22 protein-coding genes and 1 tRNA gene are annotated in these 19,204 nt (G+C 32.7%); 14 read left to right on the top strand and 9 right to left on the bottom strand.

The window, feature by feature from the left end; genetic code table 11:
• Positions 1 to 2: 2 nt before the first annotated feature.
• From nadD to JS605_RS03865, 5 genes are all read right to left on the bottom strand, one after another.
• Positions 3 to 581: a nicotinate (nicotinamide) nucleotide adenylyltransferase gene (gene nadD, locus JS605_RS03885; RefSeq protein ID WP_203256346.1), complete on the bottom strand. Its 579-nt coding sequence runs from the start codon at positions 579 to 581 to the stop codon at positions 3 to 5.
• Between the two features lie 9 nt (positions 582 to 590).
• Positions 591 to 1,175 carry a guanylate kinase gene (gene gmk / locus JS605_RS03880; RefSeq protein ID WP_130936402.1) on the bottom strand — a complete coding sequence of 195 codons (585 nt, stop codon included), beginning with the start codon at positions 1,173 to 1,175 and terminating at the stop codon, positions 591 to 593.
• A 36-nt stretch (positions 1,176 to 1,211) separates the two neighbouring features.
• Complete coding sequence (locus JS605_RS03875) at positions 1,212 to 2,069, bottom strand: YicC/YloC family endoribonuclease (RefSeq protein WP_203256345.1); 858 nt, start codon at positions 2,067 to 2,069, stop codon at positions 1,212 to 1,214.
• 65 nt (positions 2,070 to 2,134) lie between these two features.
• Positions 2,135 to 3,043: a 3-keto-disaccharide hydrolase gene (locus tag JS605_RS03870; RefSeq protein ID WP_203256344.1), complete on the bottom strand. Its 909-nt coding sequence runs from the start codon at positions 3,041 to 3,043 to the stop codon at positions 2,135 to 2,137.
• A gap of 125 nt (positions 3,044 to 3,168) precedes the next feature.
• Complete coding sequence (locus tag JS605_RS03865) at positions 3,169 to 4,077, bottom strand: hypothetical protein (protein ID WP_203256343.1); 909 nt, start codon at positions 4,075 to 4,077, stop codon at positions 3,169 to 3,171.
• Positions 4,078 to 4,429: 352 nt separating this feature from the next.
• On the opposite strand from JS605_RS03865, the gene JS605_RS03860 reads away from it, so the two are divergent.
• From JS605_RS03860 to JS605_RS03820, 10 genes are all read left to right on the top strand, one after another.
• Positions 4,430 to 4,603 (top strand): hypothetical protein, encoded by a 174-nt coding sequence (locus tag JS605_RS03860; RefSeq protein WP_203256758.1) that lies wholly within the window; start codon positions 4,430 to 4,432, stop codon positions 4,601 to 4,603.
• Between the two features lie 76 nt (positions 4,604 to 4,679).
• The gene (locus tag JS605_RS03855; protein WP_203256342.1) at positions 4,680 to 6,626 is read left to right on the top strand and encodes a tetratricopeptide repeat-containing sensor histidine kinase; all 1,947 of its coding nucleotides are present in this window, start codon (positions 4,680 to 4,682) and stop codon (positions 6,624 to 6,626) included.
• Positions 6,627 to 6,636: 10 nt separating this feature from the next.
• Positions 6,637 to 7,302, top strand: a complete 666-nt coding sequence (locus JS605_RS03850) for a response regulator transcription factor (protein ID WP_203256341.1) — start codon at positions 6,637 to 6,639, stop codon at positions 7,300 to 7,302.
• Positions 7,303 to 7,400: 98 nt separating this feature from the next.
• A complete protein-coding gene (locus JS605_RS03845) occupies positions 7,401 to 8,453 on the top strand; it encodes a type I restriction endonuclease (RefSeq protein WP_203256340.1) in 1,053 nt (350 codons plus the stop codon).
• 344 nt (positions 8,454 to 8,797) lie between these two features.
• Entirely contained in the window at positions 8,798 to 9,139 is a 342-nt protein-coding gene (locus JS605_RS03840; RefSeq protein WP_203256339.1) for a YegP family protein, read from the top strand.
• 74 nt (positions 9,140 to 9,213) lie between these two features.
• Positions 9,214 to 9,456, top strand: a complete 243-nt coding sequence (locus tag JS605_RS17730; RefSeq protein ID WP_394369015.1) for a DUF6804 family protein — start codon at positions 9,214 to 9,216, stop codon at positions 9,454 to 9,456.
• Positions 9,457 to 9,537: 81 nt separating this feature from the next.
• The gene (locus tag JS605_RS03835; protein WP_203256338.1) at positions 9,538 to 9,945 is read left to right on the top strand and encodes a hypothetical protein; all 408 of its coding nucleotides are present in this window, start codon (positions 9,538 to 9,540) and stop codon (positions 9,943 to 9,945) included.
• A 2-nt stretch (positions 9,946 to 9,947) separates the two neighbouring features.
• Entirely contained in the window at positions 9,948 to 11,243 is a 1,296-nt protein-coding gene (locus JS605_RS03830; protein ID WP_203256337.1) for a beta-carotene 15,15'-monooxygenase, read from the top strand.
• Between the two features lies 1 nt (position 11,244).
• Positions 11,245 to 12,171: a hypothetical protein gene (locus tag JS605_RS03825; protein WP_203256336.1), complete on the top strand. Its 927-nt coding sequence runs from the start codon at positions 11,245 to 11,247 to the stop codon at positions 12,169 to 12,171.
• A 2-nt stretch (positions 12,172 to 12,173) separates the two neighbouring features.
• The gene (locus tag JS605_RS03820) at positions 12,174 to 12,695 is read left to right on the top strand and encodes a DUF4236 domain-containing protein (protein WP_262896312.1); all 522 of its coding nucleotides are present in this window, start codon (positions 12,174 to 12,176) and stop codon (positions 12,693 to 12,695) included.
• Positions 12,696 to 12,725: 30 nt separating this feature from the next.
• On the opposite strand, the gene JS605_RS03815 is transcribed toward JS605_RS03820, so the two are convergent.
• From JS605_RS03815 to JS605_RS03805, 3 genes are all read right to left on the bottom strand, one after another.
• A complete protein-coding gene (locus JS605_RS03815) occupies positions 12,726 to 13,535 on the bottom strand; it encodes an endonuclease/exonuclease/phosphatase family protein (protein WP_203256335.1) in 810 nt (269 codons plus the stop codon).
• Positions 13,536 to 13,803: 268 nt separating this feature from the next.
• Positions 13,804 to 13,885: transfer RNA gene (locus JS605_RS03810), tRNA-Leu, on the bottom strand.
• A gap of 3 nt (positions 13,886 to 13,888) precedes the next feature.
• Complete coding sequence (locus JS605_RS03805; protein WP_239000242.1) at positions 13,889 to 14,242, bottom strand: GIY-YIG nuclease family protein; 354 nt, start codon at positions 14,240 to 14,242, stop codon at positions 13,889 to 13,891.
• Positions 14,243 to 14,386: 144 nt separating this feature from the next.
• Here JS605_RS03805 and JS605_RS03800 point away from each other — a divergent pair, with 144 nt between their 5' ends.
• The 4 genes from JS605_RS03800 (at position 14,387) to JS605_RS03785 (ending at position 18,038) form a co-directional block, all read left to right on the top strand.
• Positions 14,387 to 15,328: a ribose-phosphate pyrophosphokinase gene (locus JS605_RS03800; protein WP_203256334.1), complete on the top strand. Its 942-nt coding sequence runs from the start codon at positions 14,387 to 14,389 to the stop codon at positions 15,326 to 15,328.
• A 23-nt stretch (positions 15,329 to 15,351) separates the two neighbouring features.
• Positions 15,352 to 15,987, top strand: coding sequence for a 50S ribosomal protein L25/general stress protein Ctc (locus tag JS605_RS03795; RefSeq protein WP_203256333.1), 636 nt, complete (start codon positions 15,352 to 15,354; stop codon positions 15,985 to 15,987).
• 167 nt (positions 15,988 to 16,154) lie between these two features.
• Entirely contained in the window at positions 16,155 to 17,663 is a 1,509-nt protein-coding gene (gene atpD / locus JS605_RS03790) for a F0F1 ATP synthase subunit beta (RefSeq protein WP_203256332.1), read from the top strand.
• Positions 17,664 to 17,762: 99 nt separating this feature from the next.
• Entirely contained in the window at positions 17,763 to 18,038 is a 276-nt protein-coding gene (locus JS605_RS03785) for a F0F1 ATP synthase subunit epsilon (RefSeq protein ID WP_203256331.1), read from the top strand.
• Positions 18,039 to 18,524: 486 nt separating this feature from the next.
• On the opposite strand, the gene JS605_RS03780 is transcribed toward JS605_RS03785, so the two are convergent.
• Entirely contained in the window at positions 18,525 to 19,154 is a 630-nt protein-coding gene (locus JS605_RS03780; protein WP_203256330.1) for a response regulator, read from the bottom strand.
• Positions 19,155 to 19,204 lie beyond the last annotated feature (50 nt).

Here is a 19,204-nt window from a genome sequence, read left to right as displayed (position 1 = left end):
GTCTACCTATAAAAATTCATTTCATCTAAATACTCCCAAACCTTATGTGGTAGCATGGGTTTTACATTTTTACCCTCTTTAATTGATGTTCTAATAAATGTAGAAGATAATTGCATAATAGGGGCGTCTACAAAGTGAATTTTGGAGTGGTTATGGAATTGGGTTTCTACAGTGTTTTCTGAGATTCTTGGGTATACATAAATATGATGATTTTCTAAAATAACATCATAATTTTTCCACTTATGAAAACTTTTTAAATTATCCTCTCCCATAATTAATGCAAATGTATTGTTAGGATGTTTTTCTTGTAAATATGCCAATGTATTTACGGTATAATTAGGTTGAGGTAAATTAAACTCTATATCGCTTGGTTTTAGTTTTGTATAGTTTTTGGTGGCGAGGTACACCATTTCTAACCGTTGGTAATTGTCTAAAAGGGAGCTTTTCTTTTTAAAAGGATTATGTGGTGTAACTACAAACCAAACTTGGTCTAAATCACTGTATTCTGCAATATGATTTGCTATTACCAAGTGCCCAATATGAATTGGGTTGAAAGAGCCAAAATATAAACCAACTTTCATTAGGTGTGCTTAAGAATTAATGAATTTTCTAACCTTTTCTTCGGCTTCCTCCAAGGCGTTTTCTAGATTGTCATTAACAATAATGGTGTCAAACAGTGGTGCCGTGGCTAATTCAGCGGAAGCTTTAGCTACCCGCATATTAATTTTATCTTCACTTTCGGTCTTTCGTTTTTTAAGCCTTATTTTTAATTCGTCGATACTTGGGGGTTTTACAAAAACAGCTAGTGTTTCTTCTGGAAATTTTCTTTTAATGCGTAAACCTCCCGAAACATCAATATCAAAAATTACATTTTTTCCTTTGTCCCAAATACGCTCTACTTCGGTTTTTAATGTGCCATAAAAATTATCTCGGTACACTTCTTCCCACTCTAAAAACGCATCATTTTTAATTTTGGTTTTGAAGGCTTTTGCTGAAAGAAAGTAATAGTCTTTCCCATCCTCTTCTGTACCACGTTTATCTCTTGAAGTGGCAGATATAGAAAATTCTAAATTTAAATCTTCAATACCTAATAAATGTCTCACAATAGTGGTTTTCCCAGAACCTGAAGGTGCTGAAAACACAATAAGTTTACCTTGTTTTTTATCCTTAATCATAAATAATCTTGCTGTATACTGAGACTGCCAACCGAATTAGAGTACATTCAATAACTGTTCCTTAATTTTTTCTAGTTCATCTTTCATCTGTACCACCAATTGCTGCATTGGCGCATAATTGCTTTTGGAACCTATGGTATTTATTTCCCGTCCCATCTCCTGACTGATAAACCCTAGTTTTTTTCCGTTAGAATCTTTGGAGTTTATACTCTCGGTAAAGTAATTAAGATGGTTTTTTAAACGTACTTTTTCTTCAGTTATATCAAACTTTTCAATATAATATACCAGTTCTTGCTCAAAACGATTTTCATCGTATTTTTCCTTGAGTTCTTCCACTCCTTTTTTAAGTCGTTCCCTTACGCCTTCAACACGTTCAGGATCCATTTCAATTACTTTTTTAAGGATGATGCCAATATTTCCAACACGATTGTTAAAATCGCTTTCAAGCACTTTTCCTTCATTCAATCTATGGCTTACTAATGCTTCTACAGCATCATTTATCCCACCTTGAATAGCGTTCCATTCGTTTTCGTCTATTTCTTCTCGAACAGTATTTAAAGCATCAGGAAAACGTACAGCCATTTCTAAAAGGGTTGCATCTTCTGCATCTACTATGGCTTTTAATTGGGACATGTACTGTTTAACAACGGGAGTATTTATTTGGGTAGATGTATCTTCTGCAGTGGCTTCAACATAGATTGAAAAATCTATTTTACCTCTTACTAGTTTGTCAGCCAATAATTTTCTAATGCTTAGCTCTTTTTCTCTGTATATGGACGGCATACGAGCATTTAAATCTAAATTTTTACTATTGAGAGATTTTAGCTCTATGGTAATTTTTTTTGTTGGTAGCTGTAAAACAGATTTTCCATAACCTGTCATAGAATAAATCATAAACGTATGCTTTTAGTTATACAAAGGTAATTAAAACTTAATAACAGAAATGTATAGGCACCCTTTTAGTATTCGCAAGATTCGGGTTTATTTTTAACGTAATACGATTTGTAGTTTTTTGCATTTTTATCCATACAACCACACAAATCTAGTAGCTCTATATTTTTAAAATCTATGGGGTGACTTTCTGCTTGCAATGCAATGTAACCTTCGGTTAAAATTTGTCCTGCTCTATTTTCCCATGTTTCTTGATTTATGTTCCAAGCCTCCCAGTTCTCACCTTCATAATCTTTACTAGGTTTTGTTGAGCCTATTTGTGGTAATTTAAAATTTAATACGGTATCTTTTTCTATTATAAAAGCCATGGATTCTCCTCCTAAAACAATAGCTTCTGCATGAATCCACTGGTCTCCAAAATAAGTTTTAGAGTTAGACCTAATACAATGCCTGTAATTAATGGTATCTCCCATTACAACTACCGTACCTGGTGTACATACGTTACCCGTGGTGCGCTTATTGTTGTCTTCTAAACCTCCTAAAAGTTGTAGTTCTACTGATACGGGGAAGTATTGGTTGTATGCATTGCTTGTAGCAGATTGTGAGTGCAGCATAACCCCACTATTACGAACATTCCAGTGCGCACCACCATCTATCTGCTCTCCAACAAATCTGTAATCGAATTTTAGTTTGTAATATGAAAATGGTGTATTGTAATATAGGTGGGCGAATTTATTGTTGAATGTTTCATAGTTATCGTAAGTGATTCTGAGCATGCTATCTTTAACCTTAAACGTCTCGTTATAGTTGGTGTTTAAGTCTTCTCCTGCAAATTTTATCGTCCAACCTGATAAATCCTTTCCGTTAAAAAGGGATATCCATGTTTCAGAATTTACATCTTGCTTAGATGGTCTTTTCTCTGATTTACAAGAAAAAAGGATACACGTTACATATAGAATAATGATTTTGGTTTTCATTAGTTTGGAGGTTGATGTTTCTATTGATTGAGAAAAGTACAAATAAAAAACCGTAACAACTTTTTTGGAAAAGTATTACGGTTGTGTGATAGAGAAGATTATTGAACTATCTAATAGGTTTTATATCAATGAGTAAAAGAATTTGTATTGCCCGAATGCATAGGCACGTATTTTTGGATGATATATGGTGTTATTTCATCCAATGTTTTACCTGTTATGGGATGAAGTCCTGGGCTAGTAAAATATTCTATCTTACCATCTTTATTTTTAGTATACCATATTAAAGGTTGATTTGTTTCCTCTGCGAAGAAATCGGTCTTCATAGTTACTTCAATCTTCTTAAAGTTTGCAACCAACTTAGCATCATAACGCTCAATTTTTGTGCCATATTTTTCATGTAACGTTAGGTTACAAGGGACTTCTTCATATTTATTTTTTGCCCAAGCCATACATTTATTTTCTGATTGCTCAATTGGTTTGTCTAGTTCAATAGGTTTATCAAACATTCTGCTTTTTGCCACTATGAGAGTGGCTGCAAAAGCTATGCTAATTGAAAATGTTATTACCCATCTACGTTTCTTTTTTCCTGTACTCTGTCCTTTTTCTTTATTTGTTGTATCAACACTTTCTTCCTCATTCTCAGTATTAGATTTTTCTACAGGGATTGAATTTTCAGATTTTAGATATGTCTGCAATGGTCTGGGCTTAAAATCAATCAACCAACTTATCAACTCTAAATTTTCAGAACTAGTGTCACGAGTAATTCCTTTTAGATATTGTATGACAGGAACAAATTTATCTGCTTTATGTCCTTTTAATTTTTTTATATGTGATTCTTTATCTTCTTCTTTAAATTGAAAAAACTGATTTAAAATATATTCATCGTTTTTTTCTTTTCTTCTACTTAACAACCAAAGACATGCTAGTCTAATTTTTTTTCGAGTAGGTTCAGCTAAATAACCACTCATTTCCCCTCCTTTATCTGTATGATACTTTTTTAATATATCCTTTTTATAAGTTTCAGATGTTTTCATTTCAATCATTTGGTTAGAAATATTGGAATTTCCATAGAATTCTTAGGAATTATTGGAATATCTGGAATCATCTATAGCAACTGATTTTAACCTCAAGTAATTTTGTCTTATCGACTAGTTCTTGTTATGCATTGCTAACATAACAAATGTACAAAACTAGTTCTTACAGAAATCTGTAATGCAGTTAGTAATTAACGCATTGAGAAGTAGTTAAGGGCTGCTGCATTACAATTTCACTTCTCAAAAACAGCGGAGTACTCCACAAACACTCACGGGTGGTTGATTAACAAAAAACACATCTGGGAAAATCCCGGACAGCCACCCCTTTGTTTAATACTAAAATTTTAAAATCATGAAAACAATAACCATAGCCTTAATGGCAATCTTTTTAAGTATGTCTTTCTTTTCTTGCTCGCCAGAATCAATTTCTGGAACAGATGATCTTTATGATAATATTCAAGCTACAGAAGGGGATGATGGAGAAGTTGTAGCTCCCCCACCCCCACCTGGACCTCAAGAAGATTAACAATAAATACATAGAATTTGAGCTATACTATTGGGTATAGCTCTTTTTTTTTAATACATTTAAATAAAAGTCTATTTTGAACAAGTTATTATTCTTTTCTTTTATTATTTTATTCTTGTCGTGTACATCTGAGAGAAAAAATGAATTTTTTAAAATAGATATAGATACAGCAAAAGATAGCACCTCCTTTTACTACTATAAATCGATACAAGAAAACCTCTCTTTTGATAAAAAACGTCAAATAATAAATAAAGCTTTTAGATTAGTTAAAAATAATTATAACGACACTTTATTTCCTGAAATAATATACCAAAAAACCTTTTTTCACTATACCTTACAGGAATATGACAGTTTATTATTCTTTAGCAATTTTATCATCAATGCCAATCTAAATGAAGACAAATATAATTTAGGTCGTCAATACTATTTAAAGGCCTTTTATTTCAGTCAAATTGGACATAATCCTGATAGTGCATTTGTTAATTACAATCTTTCTAAAAACCAATTTCAACAGGTTAGAGACAGTAGTTGGATTGCTCAAAACCTTATAGGTATGGGGTTAATTCAAAAAAATCAAAATGATTTTTTTGGAAGTAAAGAAACTATAACAGAAGCATTAGAATATTTACAATCAAAAAAAGATTTAAAATACTTAGCTTCATCTTATAGTGTATTAGCCACAAATCATAGAAAACTGCTTAACTATAAAGATGCTATTAAATTTTACAATAAAGCCATAGAAATTACATCATCAACTAAAGACAAGCTAACCTATAAAAACAATCTAGCTGTTACCTACATAGATAATAAACAATACAAAACTGCAATTGTAATTCTAGATGAAATTAGCAAAGATTCGCTAATAGTAGACAACAAAAAAGAATACCCTAGAATAATAGACAATTTAGCGTATGCTAAATGGCTTTCTGGGCAAAGTAAAACTGAAAAACCTCTACTTAAAGCATTAGGCCTAAGAATTAAGAATAACGACAAACGTGGACAAATAGCCAGTTATACCCATTTAGGGGAATTTTACTCTAAAAGCAATAGAATGAAAGCTTCAGTATATTTCGATTCTGTGATTCGTTTGTCTAAAGATTTAAAAATGCCAAGAGCCGAAAAAGATGCTATTAAATTCTTAATGAAACTCTTTCCGAAAAATGTAGGGTTGCGTGATCGCTATGTCTTTTTGCAAGACAGTCTTTATGCTCAACAACTAAAAGTAAAAACGCAGTTCGCTAAGTATAAATATGACGATAAGCAAAAACAAGAGTCTATTTTACGCTTGCAAAAGGAAAAAGCAGAAAAAGATTTGGCGTATACCAAAGAGCGCCATTCTAAAATAATTTATTTAACAGCTTTTGTCTTTGCCTGTCTCATGATAGCATTTGCAATTTATTTTTTTAAAAGGCGAGCAGAAGTTTTAAAACAACAAAATGAACTAGAAAAGCTAGAAACTATTTATAGCACGGAAGCTGAATTGTCTAGAAAGCTACATGATGACTTTGGAGCTAAAATAAATCACTCTATGCTTTTGGTTCAAAACGATTCAGATAAATCTAAATTGCTCAATACACTTGATGATCTTTACAATCAAAGTCGTGATTTTTCAAGAGAAATAAATGAAGTTGAAACAGGAGCTAACTATAAAAGCGAACTCTTTGACATGCTTAGCCTCTATACTTCAACACAGGTTAAATTATACACTACAGGAAGTAAGTCTATAGACTGGTCTGTCGTAAATGATTTATGTAAAACTGTTTTGTATAAAGTTTTACGAGAACTAATGATAAACATGGTAAAACATAGTAAAGCAACAGTTGTGAAAATTATGTTTAAGGCCTTACCCGATGGCTTACAAATTAATTATTCGGATAATGGTGTAGGTGCATCAAAAACAGCTATGTATGGTAAAAATGGACTTCGGAATACAGAAAAGCGTATTCAAGCCATTGGAGGAACCATTATATTTGAAACTGATAGAGGAAAAGGGTTTAAAGTTGAAATTAAAACCCCCAACTAAAAGTTTTATTATGTTTAAAAAAGTTTTGATTGCTGAAGATTTTCAAGATACAAATGCTGGCATTGTTAGTGCACTATCAAATAAACTTAAAATCCCTGAATTACAAGAAGAACTCTACTGCGATAAAGCCTTTAATAGAATTAAAGTAGCTCTTTCTAAAGGAGCGCCTTTTGAATTATTGATTACAGACCTTTTGTTTAAAGAAAATCATACAGATCGTAAACTTACCTCTGGTGTAGACCTTATAAAGGCAGTAAGAGCGATACAACCATCCATAAAAATTATAGTAAATTCTATGGAAGAAAGCCCATCAAAAGTAAAATTGCTTTTTAAAGAACAATATATTGATGGTTATGTATGTAAAGGACGGCATAGTTTAAATGAATTAACGGTTGCTATACTTGAGGTATACCAGAATAATATTTACTTATCTCCTCGAATAAATATGACTTCAAGTCAAAATGTGATTGAACTAGATGAATTCGATATCTCAATTTTAACAGAATTGGCAAATGGCTTAAGCAAAAAAGACATTGCAAAAAAATTTAAACAAAATAATATCTCACCAAATAGCGAAAGCACCATCGATAAAAAAGTAAGTAAACTGTTTGATGATTTTGGAGCCAAAAACACCACGCAGCTTATTGCTATACTTACTAGAGATGGGTTAATATAATGATAGCCTTATTTAAATAATTTTAACCTCTTACAGATATCTGTAAGGGGTTGTTGTTTTATGAACTTAGTTTTGGGGTATTGTTAATTTAAAACTGCATGGAAATCCAAAACCAACTTAAATCCTTAGCTGATAAAATAACCAAGCTTAAAGATAAAATAGACACCGAAGAATCTACAAAACATGCTTTTGTACTGCCTTTTATAAATATATTGGGATATGATACCTTTAACCCTACTGAAGTTATCCCAGAATATACAGCGGATATTGGTCTTAAAAGAGGAGAAAAAGTAGACTATGCAATTTTTCAGAATGAACAACCTATCATCATAATAGAATGTAAAAACTGGAAAGAAGACTTAGACACCCATAACTCTCAGTTGTTTCGATATTTTCATGCTACAAAAACGCGTTTTGCCTTATTAACAAATGGAATAGAATATAGATTTTATACCGATTTGGATGCCAGTAACAAAATGGATGAAAAGCCTTTTTTAGAGTTCAATATTACTGCTCTAAAAGATAATGCAATACATGAAATTGCTAAGTTTCATAAATCTAATTTTGATATTGATAAAATAGTTGATAATGCTAGCTCACTAAAATATACTAAGGAAATAAAAAAGCTGATTTCAGAACAATTACAAGCTCCGTCTCAAAGTTTTATTAAACTTTTTGCAAAAGAAGTACACACGGGTATTGTGACCAAACGGATTTTAGATGAATTTACAGAGTTAGTAACAAAAGCTTTCAATCAAACTATTAGCGAAAAAGTTAATGACCGTTTAAATGCCGCATTAAATAAAGAAACCCAAAAGCAACAAGAAGATATCATTGAGGTAGAAGAAATAAGTAAAATTATCACTACAGAAGAAGAATTAGAAAGTTTTAGAATTGTGGTTGCTATTTTACGAAGAAAACTTCCTATATCTCGAATTGCCTATAGAGACACACAATCTTATTTTGGAATTTTACTAGATGACAATAATCGAAAACCTTTATGTCGAATTCACTTAAATAGTAGTAACAAGTATATTGGTGTTTTTGAAAAAGATAGAGGAGAAACAAAACACCTTATTCAATCCATTGACGAAATCTATGAATTTGAAAAACAATTGCTACAAACTGTGGATTATTATGAATCTGAATAAAATAAAAATCTTTTATATTTTTCATTTAGTAGCCTTCTTTTTACTGTTTACTTCTTTTAGTAAATCCAATGTATATATCTGTAAAGGTAAAGGGAGTAAACGTTATCATTACAACAAATACTGTCGTGGATTATCTAATTGTTCTACTAAGATTTATGAAGTAAAGTTGTCTAAAGCTAAAGCATTGAAAAGAACCTTATGTGGTTGGGAAGATTAGGGTATTAATTTAGCATAAGGGATAAAAAGAATGATGTACATCATTCTTTTTTGCTTTACAGATATCTGTAAGGATTTGTATTCTAACGGGCTTAGATTTGGAGTATTAATAATTTAAATACATAATAATGGGGCAACCAAAATTCGAAATTAAAAACAGCACTAACGACAAGTTTTATTTTAATCTTAAAGCCGGGAACGGAGAGCCTATACTAACGAGTCAAATGTACACCTCAAAACAAGGTTGTAAATCAGGTGTTAACTCGGTAAAAGTACATGCGCCAGAAGATAGCAATTATGAAAAAAAGGTTGCAATTAATGGTAAATACTTTTTTATTCTAAAAGCCAAAAATGGAGAAACCATAGGTAAAAGTGAAATGTATAATTCTACGCAAGCTAGAGACCATGGAATTGTATCTGTAAAGACTAATGCGCCTATTGCGGAAATTCAAGATTTAACAACGGATTAAGGGTATTAAATGTACACTAAAACCTTCCATAATACAGTACAAATCGTGTCAGTTCTCTGTGCGATACTGCTTTTGTGGCAGTGCTAAAAGCGCCAAGAGAATATTACTGGTTACTACGTACGGTTATTTCTATTGGTGCTGTTTTGGTTATTATTAAAAATATCACAGCGACCCATTGGGTGTTCTTGTTCTTGATTGTTACTGTTTTATTTAATCCTATTTTTCCGATTTACCTCTACAAAAAGATATTGTGGATACCTCTGGACATAATAACTGGCGTGCTATTTCTCATAGAAATTATTACCAACCCCCCCTAAAAAAGAAAAGAGCATAATTCAAGAACAAAAAAAAGAACAGAAAAAATATCGACGTGATCGCATCCTTTAAATAAACATATTATGGAAAAAACAAAAATATCAGCCGTTCTAAAAAGTCATTTTTTAAGATTATATCAAATCGCTCTTTCTGATGGGGAGTTTAGTGCTTTAGAAATTAAAATGTTATACGAATTTGCAGAAGAGCGTGGTGTTTCCAAAACACATTTAGATGAGATCTTATTACACCCTAATGATAACAATAATCTTATCCCTGAAGATATTGATGATAAACTCATGTTTCTATGCGATTTTGCTATTATGATATGGGCAGACGGTATTGTAACTGAAGATGAACAAGTGGCTTTGGAGAAATATATAAAACTCTTTGGATTTATGGATGAAAATATAAAACCATTGGCAAACCATCTTATAAATGCAGTTAAGGCAAATAAAAGCAAACAAGATATCTTAATTGAACTAAAAAAATAATTATGGGATTCAAAAATTTGATACAGTTAAAGCCTAAAGAGTTCTTATCTCAAATAAACGATGAGGAAGTTTCTCAAGAAGTAAGAAAACGGAGCTATCATGAAATAGGGTTTCGTCATAGTTCCAGGAACATGGGGAATTCTCAAACATTAGGTATTTGTCTAGATGCTGTTTATGCGAAATTCGAAAATGAAGAAAAAGAATTAAAACATAAGCAAGAAGAATTAAAACAACCCTATTTACAAGAACAGCGTGCTAAAGAATCTGAAATTAAAGGGTTTCAAGTGGCTATTGATAATGCAAATGAAAACATAAAACAAAAGGAAGATAAAAATAAAGACATTAAAAATATTATAAAAGAGCTAAGGTTTGAAATTACAGATTTGCCATTAAACCCTCATAATTATGGAGTTCCTGCAAAAAAGGGTGCATCAGTGAAATTTTGGATTGGCCTCATTGTCTTAATCCCAATAACTGTATATCTATTCATGTTTTATACTTCTGTAGTCTATTCGGCCATGGAAAAACAGTTTACTTATAGCGATTTGCGATGGTATGTGCCAAATGCTATTTTATTAGCTGCAAAAGATGGATTTCAAGCATTAGCAACAGTGCTATTTGCTCCCTTTATTTTTATAGGGTTGGGGTATCTTATTCATATGTTCTATCAAAAGAAAAAACTAATAGCCTATTTTAAACTTGCTGGAGTCGTTTTAGCAACATTAGTTTTTGATGTATTACTTGCCTTTTTTGTGGAGAAAAAACTATGGGAACTAAACGTAGCTGATGAAGATGCTACATTTGGGTTTGCAGAAGCTATGCAAAGTCAGGAATTTTGGTTAATTATCTTTTTAGGGTTTATAGCGTACCTTATTTGGGGCTTTATTTTCGATTTTGTAATGGAAGAAAACAAAGAAAAAGATAAAGTGAAAAATGCCATTCGTAAACGCCATGAACAAATTGAGATTCATCAAGAGCATATACACGATAACACTGCCAAAATAGATGAACTAAAGTCCTTAATTAGAACTATAAAAGAAAAGATTTCAGCTGCCAATGGTAGAATTCATGAATTACAAAGTATTATAGATGGTACTATTATTCCAACTGCAGAATATAAGCTATATGCCTCTGAATATTTACAGGGCTGGCTAACTTTTATAGGTGAGCAATTACGAATTGCAAAGCCTGAAGAGGATAAATTAATAGCAGAGTGTATTGAGGTATATAAACTTCATCTTGATGCTGTTGGTGTTCGACAAGATTATCAGAATACAGTATTTTCAAAAACCTTGTAAAATGAAAAAAGTAATCTTAACTAGTTGCCTATTGATTTTCTGTATGTCATGTGCCCATGATAAAAAAGAAAAGCCTAAAGACCTTACAGTTGATGAAAATCAAAATATATATGCTAAAAATGATTGCCCCGATTATTTGATGAAGCGAAAACAGGAAAACCTAAATATTAGTATCCTCTTAGACCTTTCTGATAGAATTGATTTGCCAAATCAACAAGTTAAAGACTCAGCTTATATTCTTTCATTAGCAAAAGCATTCAACACACATATTAAAAACAAAAAACTAGGATTGCTTTACGATAAAATGGAGGTGTTTTTTGAACCTATTCCCACAGACCCTAAAATAAATAAAATATCAAATCAGTTAAAAATTTCATATACAAAAGGAGTTTCTAAAAAAGAATGGATGCCCAAAACTATTAGTCTTTATGAAAACAATCCATCTTTAATTTATAACCTAGCAAGATCATCATCTAAAACATCAGGTTATCCTGGTTCGGACACCTGGCGTTTTTTTAAAGACCATGTAAAAGATTATTGTATAGAAAGTTGCCGTAGAAACATATTGGTTATTCTAACCGATGGTTATATGTATCATGAAAAATCAATACGAAATAATAAAAATCAGACCTCGTATTTAACACCTCAATCCTTATCTAGATTAGGGTTAAATACTCCCAATTGGAAAGAAATCATGGAAAAACGTAATCTAGGTTTTTTACCTGCTAATAAAAATCTAAATGATTTAGAAGTACTTGTTATTGGTATTGAAAATCAAAACCCTAGACATCCCTATGCTCAAGATGTTATTGAAGCTTACTGGTACAATTGGCTAGAGTCTATGGGGGTAAAAAAAGTAAAAATTAAAAACTCAGACCTACCTCCTAATATAGAAAAGGTCATTTTCAATTTTATTCTAAACAAATAACGATGTCATTTAGATTCAATAAAAGAATAAAGTTAGGCAAAAACATGGGAATAAATGTAAGCAAATCAGGTGTCACTCCTAGTTACAGGACAAAGCGAGGCAGTATAAGCACAAAAGGCTATTCTATTCGTACAGGAATACCGGGCTTATCCTATCGTAAAAAATTCTCTAAAACTAAAAACTCGGGATGCGTATTAGCTTTGGTTCCTTGGATACTTCTTATTATAATATTCTCTTGCTCAGCTAGTGAGCATATTAATGATTCTAACTCTAGCTTTTGTAGAGATACCAATTGTGCAAATTATACTTCTCAAGCTGCAGCCCAAGCTGCTTATGATGCGGACCCAGAATGTAGAAACGATTTAGATAGGGATAATGATGGTATTGCTTGTGAAGAGCCTGGAAATAGTGTAAAAAACTGCGCTACAACATCTAATTGTGGTTGCTCAGGAAAAAATAAAGCAGCATGTGAGGCAGACCCATGTTGCAAATGGATTGTAGGAACAGGATGTAAGTGTAATTAAAAAGCTTTTTGAGAAATAGTAAAGCGGTTACTAAATAGAAAACTTTAAAAAAACAGGTAAGTGATCAGATAACTTTCTCGCCTTCTCTAAGTTTTCGCAAAACTTAACAAAGTCAATAACCTTACTTTCTATTTTATTAACTTCTTTAGATGAAAAAATATTATCGATGGAATGGTTTAAATACTTATTTTGTTTACAAGTCTTTTTCAAGGTTGTTTTTTGATTGTTAATAGCAGGGGTAAGTCCTATACTTTTAAAATTATCAAATACGGGCTTTGTATCATTTGCATTGAAATCTCCGGTAACAATTAACGGTCTTCTGCTAAAATCACTTACAAAAGAAGCTAAAGCTTTAATTTCACTTTCTGGATCTTTATTGTAAGGTCTGGAATGAAAGTTAATAATTGAAAATTGTTTTTTATTTACATAAAAATCTAATAGAAATGGTTCTCTGTCTATTAGAGTATCTAATTCAGTAACTAATCGACCTCTGTTCTTTATTTTAATATGTTTGTTTTTCCAAATAAAAGCGTAACGTTCTGTAACATATTTTGAGCTACTTGTTGGATTACTTATTGCATAGTCCCACGCATTTCCTTTTCGATTTAGAATATCAGTAAGTTTAGCAACGGCCTGAGCTCCGCCATATCCTGCAACAACCTCTTGTATTGCGATAATATCAACATGTCTAACAATTTCTGCAATCTCATCTAATTCCTCACTACTTTTAGTTTTTCCAAAATCTTGTATATTCCATGATATCAAAGTGATGTTTTCTAACTGGGGAAATATATTTAAAGAAAAAAATAGAAAAGATATTACAAGTAATTTTCTAAGCATCTGTTTTATTTTAGAACATAAAATAAATAAAAATACTGTTCTTTTTATTACAGAAATTCGTAAAAATAGATTTAGAATTTCTTTTTGTTAAGGAGGAGATTATTGTAAATCCTGATAAAATATAATGAAATATCCTGCGTGACCAAATATTTTTGTCTTCTTTGCCCACATAAAAGTGTATACTTCTTAGAAATCTTAAAGTAAATTGATAGAACTTATTTAGTGGAGAATAAAAAAGCTCATATTTCTATATGAGCTTTTTTATCTGTACTCAAGGTGGGAATCGAACCCACACTTCCGAAGAAACTGGATTTTGAATCCAGCGCGTCTACCAATTCCGCCACTTGAGCAATTTATTTTGGTAAGTTATGTTTATCTCTAATGTTTCTAAGTTGTTCTTTGCCAACTCCAGATTTCCAATATTTCTCCCTTTTCCTTGCTTCGACTCTTGAATTATCTACTTGCTCGTAGTATATCAGTTCAAAAGGGCGATAAGCACGTGTTGTTTTTTCTCTTCCTTGATTATGTCTTAAAACTCTTTGCTCAATATCTTTGGTTAAGCCTACATAAATGTAGTTCCTTTTAATGCTAGATATTGCGTAAATATAAAACATAATCTTAAAGAGTCCGTTATTACAGCGCGCCTGCCTGTCGGCAGACAGGTCTACCAATTCCGCCCTGCCGACGGCAGGCAGGCACTTGAGCAATTTCGGACTGCAAAAATAATTTTTTTTATTGAATTTCAATCAAAAATACTATGCAATATACTTTTCAGGTTAAAATAAATGTATAAATTTGCACCTCGTTTTAAAAACCTATTAGTTTAAATCCTAAAAAACAACTAGTTAACCATGGCCGTTGTAAATACTGAAGCAAAAATTTTTGCTTGTACGCAAAGTACAGTGTTGGGCGAGAAGATCGCCAAAGCTTTTGGAGCGGAGCTTGGTAATGTTATAACCTCTACTTATAGTGATGGGGAATTTCAACCGTCTTATGAAGAATCTATTAGAGGTACTAGAATTTTTATTATTGGATCTACACATCCAAGTCCAAGAAATTTAATGGAAATGTTGTTAATGATTGATGCGGCTAAGCGTGCATCAGCAAGACACATTACAGCTGTTATGCCATATTTTGGTTGGGCAAGGCAAGATAGAAAAGATAAGCCTAGAGTGCCAATTGCTGCAAAATTAGTAGCTAAAATGTTAGAGTCTGCCGGAGCAACCAGAATTATAACCATGGATTTGCATGCAGACCAAATTCAAGGGTTCTTTGAAAAGCCAGTAGATCACTTATTTGCTTCCACTATATTTTTACCTTATTTGAGGAGTTTGAATTTACCTAATCTTACTATTGCTTCTCCAGATATGGGAGGTTCTAAAAGGGCCTATGCTTATTCTAAAGCGTTGGAAAGCGATGTGGTTATTTGTTACAAGCAACGTGCAAAAGCTAATGTGATATCCCATATGGAATTAATTGGCGATGTTACAGGTAAAAATGTGGTGCTAGTAGATGATATGGTAGATACAGCTGGAACGTTAACCAAAGCAGCAGACTTAATGATAGAAAGAGGGGCATTAAGTGTTAGGGCTATTTGTACGCATCCCATATTATCAGGGAGTGCTTACGAAAGATTGTCAGGATCTAAATTAGAGGAATTAATAACAACAGATTCTATTCCTTTAAAAGAAGAAAACGATAAAATTAGAGTATTGAGTTGTGCAGATTTATTTGCAGAGGTTATGGATAAAGTACATCATAACCGTTCTATCAGCTCAAAATTTGTAATGTAAATTAATAATTAATTATATATAAAATGAAATCAATTACAATCAACGGATCTCAAAGAGAAAGCGTGGGCAAAAAATCAACAAAAGCCTTACGTAATGCTGGACAGGTACCTTGCGTATTATACGGAGGGGATAAGCCAGTACATTTCTCTGCACCAGAATTGGCTTTCTCTAAACTTGTATACACGCCAAATGCGCATACAGTTGTGATTGCCTTAGATAATGGAGTTACTTTTAGTGCAGTACTTCAAGATATTCAATTTCATCCTGTTACAGATAGAATCTTACATATAGATTTCTATCAGTTATTTGAGGATAAGGAAATAGCACTAAACATCCCTGTACAACTTGTTGGTAACTCAAAAGGTGTTAAAAATGGTGGTGTTCTAAGAAGGAATAACAGAAAACTTCGTATCAAAGCATTACCTGCAAATCTTCCTGATTTTATAGAAATAGATATTACACCGCTAAAAATAGGTGATAAGGTGTATGTAGGAGATTTAGATAGTGAAAAATACAGGTTCCTTCATACAGATAACACAGTAGTTTGTCAAGTTAAAACATCTAGAACAGCTATTGCTGATGATGAAGACGAAGAAGAAGAGGAAGGAGCAGAAACGGCAGCTGCAGAAGCACCAGCAGCAGAGGCTTCTCAAGAATAGTTTTTCTCTAAAAGAAACTAAAAAAGCACTTCCAAAAAGGAGGTGCTTTTTTATTGGGAAAAACCTTTAAAATCGACTTTCATTTTAAATTAAAAAATATATCTTTGCAGCGCGAAATTAAAACGTGTTTCGCTGAATTAAATCGCATAATATTAAACAAATAAGTAATGTCTAAAGTTACAGGTAAAGTTGCACAAATAGTAGGTCCAGTAATCGATGTTGAATTCGCTGCAGGATCAGAACTTCCAAAAATTTACGATTCATTAGAAATTAAAAGACCAGACGGTTCAACTTTGGTATTAGAAGTACAGTCTCACATTGGTGAGGATACAGTACGTACCATCGCAATGGATTCTTCGGATGGTTTAAGTAGAGGGACTGAAGTTGTTGCTACTGGTGCTCCTATCCAAATGCCAATTGGAGATGATGTTTATGGACGCTTATTTAATGTAATTGGAGATGCAATTGATGGATTAGGCGATTTACCTAAAGCTGGAGATGCCGGATTGCCTATACACAGATCGGCTCCTAAATTTGAAGAATTATCAACTTCAACGGAAGTTTTATTTACAGGTATTAAAGTAATCGATTTGATTGAGCCATATGCAAAAGGTGGTAAGATTGGATTATTTGGAGGTGCTGGTGTAGGTAAAACGGTTTTAATTCAAGAGTTGATTAACAATATTGCAAAAGGTCACGGTGGTTTATCTGTATTTGCAGGTGTAGGAGAGAGAACCCGTGAAGGAAACGACCTTTTAAGAGAAATGTTAGAATCGGGTATTATTAAATACGGTGATGATTTTATGCATTCTATGGAAGATGGAGGATGGGATTTAACGAAGGTTGACAAAAAAATCATGAAAGATTCCAAGGCAACTTTCGTATTCGGACAGATGAATGAGCCTCCAGGGGCACGTGCTCGTGTAGCATTATCTGGATTAACCATTGCTGAGTATTTCCGTGATGGGGCTGGAGATGGACAAGGTAAAGATGTACTGTTCTTCGTAGATAATATTTTCCGTTTTACACAAGCTGGTTCAGAGGTATCTGCACTTTTAGGACGTATGCCTTCTGCGGTGGGTTACCAACCAACATTAGCGACAGAAATGGGTGCGATGCAAGAACGTATTACTTCTACTAAGAAAGGATCTATTACATCTGTACAGGCGGTATATGTACCTGCGGATGATTTAACTGACCCCGCACCTGCTACAACTTTCGCCCACTTAGATGCCACAACGGTATTATCTCGTAAAATTGCAGAGCTAGGTATTTATCCAGCTGTGGATCCGTTAGATTCTACATCTAGAATTCTTACTGCGGATATTTTAGGAGACGATCATTATAACTGTGCCCAAAGAGTAAAAGAGTTGCTACAGCGTTATAAAGAATTACAAGATATCATTGCGATTCTTGGTATGGAAGAATTGTCTGAAGAGGATAAGTTAGCTGTATCTAGAGCGAGACGTGTACAACGTTTTCTGTCTCAGCCATTCCACGTAGCAGAACAGTTTACTGGTATCCCAGGAGTATTAGTTGATATCAAGGAGACTATAAAAGGATTTAACATGATCATGGATGGTGAGTTAGACCACCTTCCAGAAGCAGCCTTCAACCTTAAAGGGACCATCGAAGATGCGATTGAAGCTGGAGAGAAAATGCTTGCTGAGGCTTAAGCCGAAAGTAAGTGCTGGACTTGTTTCAGTATCCTAGATAAAAAAAGCAAAATTAAAATGACCCTGAAATAAATTCAGGGTAGTTAAACAAGTTTAACTATGTATTTAGAAATTGTATCACCAGAAGCAACATTATTTAAAGGAGAAGTAGATTCTGTAGCTGTTCCTGGAGTTAATGGCGAGTTTGAAATGCTTAAAGATCACGCACCAATCATCTCTCTGCTTAAAGAGGGTAATGTTAAGGTATCTGGGAATATTACTTTAGATGAAGAAGTGGCACCAAAGTTTACCAAATCTGATAAAGGATATTGGTTACCAATTAATTCTGGAACAATAGAAATGAAAGACAATAAAATTATTGTTTTAGCAGATTAGAAAGTATCTTACAACTTAATATAAAAAGCCCCGAAACATATTGTTTCGGGGCTTTTTCATTTCAACTAACTAAAAAATGAAATAGAGTTTAAAAGAATATAACCAGTAGGTTTATTGCAATGGTGGCAATCACTAACACTGCAAGACCAATTGCAAATGAGGTATCTAAAATAGATTTTGTAGCTTTCATATGGATTAACAATTAAGTAAGGGTTTCGTTTAAAAACCTTGTGTTATGCAACACAAGGTTTTGGTAATTCTCTCTCAAAAGAATTGATTAATAGCTTGTGTAAAAGTATATGTTAACACTTAAAAAAAAAATACGCAGTTATACGTATTTTTTATAGGAGTTGTAGATTCATATAAAATGCGAAAGCCCTAAACCTTACAGTTTAGGACTTCCAATAATTCTCCCTAAGAACTAATTAATAGCATTGTAAAAGTAAATGATATTAAAGTATAATAAAATACGTAGTTGTACGTATTTTATAAGAAAGGTTTATTCAGGTTAGCCCAGATAGACAATGAGGTTGGTTTGTTGTCTAGTTCGAGTTTTGATACAATATTGCTTCTATGCTTATCTACCGTTCTTGGAGATATAGATAATTGTTTGGCTATTTCTTGAGATGTCTTACTTTCAGATATAAGCTTTACAATTTTTAATTCAGATTTGGTAAGTAAATCTAATTGTTTGGGTTTGTTATTTTGGTTGTGGTTTAGATATTCTGCGATTTCTTCACTAAAATAAGCTTGGTCATTTTGTACATGTGCAATGCAGGTTTCTATTTCCTCTATAGCAAACTCTTTTAAAATATATCCGTATACGCCAAACTGTAAAGCTTGGTCATATAACTCTTCTTCCTTGTCAAAAGTAATTAAGATAACCTTTGTAGGTAATTTGTTTTTTTGAACTTCTTCAGCAATCTCTAATCCAGTTTTTAACGGCATTCTTATATCTAGAATAGCAATCTTAGGTTTAAGTTTTACAATAAGGTTGTAAGCGCTTTTGCCATCTTCAGCACTGCCCAAGATATTGTAACCCTTAGAGGTTAGAAAATCTGTTAAGCCTCTAAGCATTAGCGGATGATCATCTGCTATTACTATGGATGTGTGCATTTAGGTCTTGGGATATTATTTGCTATTAGTTAATTATGTAATTCTATAGA

It is taken from the genome of Hyunsoonleella ulvae (genome assembly GCF_016827605.1).
GTDB lineage: Bacteria > Bacteroidota > Bacteroidia > Flavobacteriales > Flavobacteriaceae > Jejuia > Jejuia ulvae.
Note: the sequence above shows the minus strand (reverse complement) of the source record. Positions and strands in the feature narration are given on the sequence as shown.

What these genes read in the sequence shown, in the direction of transcription:
- nadD (WP_203256346.1), bottom strand. Translation starts at nt 581, where the DNA reads ATGAAAGTTGGTTTATATTTTGGCTCTTTCAACCCAATTCATATTGGG.
- gmk (WP_130936402.1), bottom strand. Translation starts at nt 1,175, where the DNA reads ATGATTAAGGATAAAAAACAAGGTAAACTTATTGTGTTTTCAGCACCT.
- JS605_RS03875 (WP_203256345.1), bottom strand. Translation starts at nt 2,069, where the DNA reads ATGATTTATTCTATGACAGGTTATGGAAAATCTGTTTTACAGCTACCA.
- JS605_RS03870 (WP_203256344.1), bottom strand. Translation starts at nt 3,043, where the DNA reads ATGAAAACCAAAATCATTATTCTATATGTAACGTGTATCCTTTTTTCT.
- JS605_RS03865 (WP_203256343.1), bottom strand. Translation starts at nt 4,077, where the DNA reads ATGAAAACATCTGAAACTTATAAAAAGGATATATTAAAAAAGTATCAT.
- JS605_RS03860 (WP_203256758.1), top strand. Translation starts at nt 4,430, where the DNA reads ATGAAAACAATAACCATAGCCTTAATGGCAATCTTTTTAAGTATGTCT.
- JS605_RS03850 (WP_203256341.1), top strand. Translation starts at nt 6,637, where the DNA reads ATGTTTAAAAAAGTTTTGATTGCTGAAGATTTTCAAGATACAAATGCT.
- JS605_RS03845 (WP_203256340.1), top strand. Translation starts at nt 7,401, where the DNA reads ATGGAAATCCAAAACCAACTTAAATCCTTAGCTGATAAAATAACCAAG.
- JS605_RS03840 (WP_203256339.1), top strand. Translation starts at nt 8,798, where the DNA reads ATGGGGCAACCAAAATTCGAAATTAAAAACAGCACTAACGACAAGTTT.
- JS605_RS03835 (WP_203256338.1), top strand. Translation starts at nt 9,538, where the DNA reads ATGGAAAAAACAAAAATATCAGCCGTTCTAAAAAGTCATTTTTTAAGA.
- JS605_RS03830 (WP_203256337.1), top strand. Translation starts at nt 9,948, where the DNA reads ATGGGATTCAAAAATTTGATACAGTTAAAGCCTAAAGAGTTCTTATCT.
- JS605_RS03825 (WP_203256336.1), top strand. Translation starts at nt 11,245, where the DNA reads ATGAAAAAAGTAATCTTAACTAGTTGCCTATTGATTTTCTGTATGTCA.
- JS605_RS03820 (WP_262896312.1), top strand. Translation starts at nt 12,174, where the DNA reads ATGTCATTTAGATTCAATAAAAGAATAAAGTTAGGCAAAAACATGGGA.
- JS605_RS03815 (WP_203256335.1), bottom strand. Translation starts at nt 13,535, where the DNA reads ATGCTTAGAAAATTACTTGTAATATCTTTTCTATTTTTTTCTTTAAAT.
- JS605_RS03800 (WP_203256334.1), top strand. Translation starts at nt 14,387, where the DNA reads ATGGCCGTTGTAAATACTGAAGCAAAAATTTTTGCTTGTACGCAAAGT.
- JS605_RS03795 (WP_203256333.1), top strand. Translation starts at nt 15,352, where the DNA reads ATGAAATCAATTACAATCAACGGATCTCAAAGAGAAAGCGTGGGCAAA.
- atpD (WP_203256332.1), top strand. Translation starts at nt 16,155, where the DNA reads ATGTCTAAAGTTACAGGTAAAGTTGCACAAATAGTAGGTCCAGTAATC.
- JS605_RS03785 (WP_203256331.1), top strand. Translation starts at nt 17,763, where the DNA reads ATGTATTTAGAAATTGTATCACCAGAAGCAACATTATTTAAAGGAGAA.
- JS605_RS03780 (WP_203256330.1), bottom strand. Translation starts at nt 19,154, where the DNA reads ATGCACACATCCATAGTAATAGCAGATGATCATCCGCTAATGCTTAGA.